Source organism: Bacillus sp. JJ783 (genome assembly GCF_036963225.1).
Taxonomy (GTDB): Bacteria; Bacillota; Bacilli; order Bacillales; family Bacillaceae_G; genus Bacillus_A; species Bacillus_A cereus_U.
In genome coordinates, this window is record NZ_JBALMG010000196.1 from 350 (window position 1) to 2,787 (window position 2,438).

The window sequence follows — 2,438 nt, forward strand, 5'->3', positions numbered from 1 at the left end:
CTATAGCCATATCATGTCCCTTTTATTTTTTAAAAAATCGATATAACTGTTGATTTAATCATGTTTACAAGGTTTTTTTACTATTTCCCTTCTTTTCTACCAATATGAAAATCTATAGCCATATCATGTCCATAAAAAAAAAATAAAGAAGCCTGAAACCCCTTGATACACAAGGGATTAAAGGGCGTTTCATCTTTTTATTTTTTCTCTTAAAGGGACGCATTTCAGCAAATTTCGATTTGGTATAATCAAAATTGGTATATTTTATAGTGTTTTGGCATTTATTTCTGAATTTATAAGTAGGAGGTGAAAAAGATGGGAAAATCATTTATTATTCGTAATCAACGTAGTCTAAATGGACAATCTACAAATGCAGTTTTAGTAACACTGAAGTCTTGGCAAAAACTTGTTGAAACTTTCGAAGAGAAATACTACAGCTATAAAGATACATACCTTGAGGATATTGTTGATCATATGACATATGAGGAGCGTATTGCCGATGTGGATGGCTTCGTAGCACAGGCTAAACCATCTTTTTCACGTCGTACACTATCTGCTATTTCGGAAACAATGGGAAGAAAGCATAAATTATATGGCCTTACAAACGCAGATTTGGAAGTCTTCTTATATCTACATAAAAAATGTTACACGAATGGAATCATTCCAAATGTAACAATACATATGATGTGGGAAGATTACAAACTATATAAAGAAGAATTTGCTTACATACAGCATTCTCAATTCTATATTGCATTAAAGAAATTAAGTATACATAACATTATTACGATTGAAAATGAATTAGATGGCCGATATACAATTAAATTAACTCATTTTATGAATGAAGAAACTGAAAAGGCCAATGCATATGTTTATATTAGCCCCGTGGTATTTACGAAAGCTTTCTTTGGGCTATCCGTTGCATCTAAGAAGCTATTCTTAGATATTGCTATGCAACAGCACAGTGAAACTACACTAAAACGTTCCTTAGACAAACAAGATGAAAAAGGGAATAAAACTCATTTTGGTGGGATGTACCGCTTTTTACATAAAAAATATCCACATCAAATTCGCGCAGTTATGACAGAATTAACAACTGCATTACCATGTACAGGGACTCCACTATTCAAAATTTGTAAATTACAAAAAGGGGTTAAGAATAAAAAAAGATATACGACTCTATATCTATCCTTACATACGGATTTCTTATGTGCAAAAGAAACAGGAGAAGTACAGTATCGCGATCCATTCACACCAAAGCTTACTTATGCTCGTAAAGCTCGTTTTATCGAATCCGTACTACAAGAAATGAATATTGGTGAATTTACACAAGACATGAACAAGTTTATCCATGTACTTAAATATACATGCCATCGACAAATTCGAAGCGTAATTCATAGCTTACGTGACATGATAGATCGTAATGAAGAGTATCCAAGCAAATTAGTATATACACTGAAAAAATTATTAAATCAAACATCACAATATCAAATTCTTGATACCGCAGCTAAAGAGGGTATTTATCCTCTGATTACACAACATGTTCCAAAAGAACAAAAAGAACAAGCTGTATTTGATTTCGGATTACATTTCTCTATGTACTCTCTAAGAAACATCAAAAAGTTGTTCCGCAAAACGTATGAATTACTAAATTACAAATTTGCTGTACCTGTTACAGAGGAATCTTATCACCGCAACTATCTAAAGTATCAAGAAGAAACGTTGTTTAGAAAGTACGCTTATGAACAAGGTACAAACCTAAACGCTTATATGGCTTTAGAAATAGAAATACGTGAACTCTTAAAGGTAAGAGGACATAAAGAACGCTCTATTCCTAGTGATGTTCGGGAATTGTTCATTGAGAAGATAGATAGATTACCGAAAGAAAAGCTTCGCGTTATTGAGGTACCTGATAACTTTAATTTAATTACATTTATGCGTGCCTTTGAACAGTTAATACGCGCTGGTATCCCAGTAACAACGGCTGAGCAAGTACTGACAGCAATGAAAACGAACTAATCATAATCAGCTCTCTATTTTTGAAAAAAATTCAAGATAGAGGGCTATTCGTGTTGATACGTTTATTTAAAAGAATTTTACTCATTCTTCACAATAAGTAACTTTACTCGATTCTATTCAAAATAGAGTCTTTTTTTATGCAATCATATACAAAAATAGTATAGTACCTATCTATATTTCCACACATACTTCCATAAAAACATGTTATAAGCTGTCTATATACATTCAAATATCTACAAGAAATCATAAGAAAAAAATTAAATTTCGTGGATAAGTAGATAAATAACACATAATGTGAATAATTTAGTGCCATTATCATTGATATAAATGGCTTATACGCCTTCATCTATCAAAAATCATCAATATTAATGTGAGTTATGTGTGAAATTAGGATTATGTTGATTAAATAACACATAATGTGA

1 protein-coding gene is annotated in these 2,438 nt (G+C 31.6%); it reads left to right on the forward strand.

Going from position 1 to position 2,438, the window contains the following annotated elements; genetic code table 11:
* Window positions 1-315: 315 nt before the first annotated feature.
* Entirely contained in the window at window positions 316-2,016 is a 1,701-nt protein-coding gene (locus V7038_RS27735) for a hypothetical protein (protein WP_335695952.1), read from the forward strand.
* The last annotated feature ends 422 nt before the right edge of the window (window positions 2,017-2,438 follow it).

Excerpts from the sequence above, each read along its gene's own strand:
- V7038_RS27735 (WP_335695952.1), top strand. The coding sequence starts at position 316 with ATGGGAAAATCATTTATTATTCGTAATCAACGTAGTCTAAATGGACAA.